Origin of the sequence: Pseudovibrio sp. POLY-S9 (assembly GCF_001431305.1) — a bacterium.
Classification (GTDB): Bacteria; Pseudomonadota; Alphaproteobacteria; order Rhizobiales; family Stappiaceae; genus Pseudovibrio.
Genome location: NZ_LCWX01000238.1, coordinates 40,638 through 41,137, shown reverse-complemented (window position 1 = coordinate 41,137; position 500 = coordinate 40,638). Strand labels below are relative to the sequence as shown.

At 58.8% G+C, this 500-nt stretch carries 1 protein-coding gene; it reads right to left on the bottom strand.

All coding sequences use genetic code 11. The features are described from left to right. Positions 1-500, bottom strand: a 500-nt coding sequence (locus PPL9_RS26060; protein ID WP_200962374.1) for a DbpA RNA binding domain-containing protein, incomplete at both ends; no start/stop codon positions are given.

Here is a 500-nt window from a genome sequence, read left to right as displayed (position 1 = left end):
CCCACGGCCACGACCTTCGCCACCACGGTAGCCACCGCCGCCGCCGCCTTCACGACGACCACGACCACGGCCTTCACCGCCGCGTCCGCCTTCACCACGGTAACCGCCGCCGCCACCGCCACCGCGGTTGTTGCGATTGCCACCTGGGCGACCACTGCTGCTGCGCTCTGGATTGCCTTCGATACGGGTGATGGTGATTGATTTTTCACCAGTGCCGTTTTCTTTGACAGTTTCCAGGAACTTGTCAGCAAGTTTTGCGTCGAGTTCGAAACGGGCGTCTGCATCAAAGATGCGGATGGAGCCGATGTCTTTTTTGGTGATGTGACCTGCGCGGCAGATCATTGGCAGCAACCAACGCGGTTCTGCGTTGTGTTTGCGACCGACGTTGAGGCGGAACCAAACACCGTTGTCGAAGTCTTTGCGTGGCTTGCGCTCACGCTCACTATCGAAATTGTTGCTTGTTGCCAGCAGTTCTTCTGGTGCAGGCAGACCCTGATGGA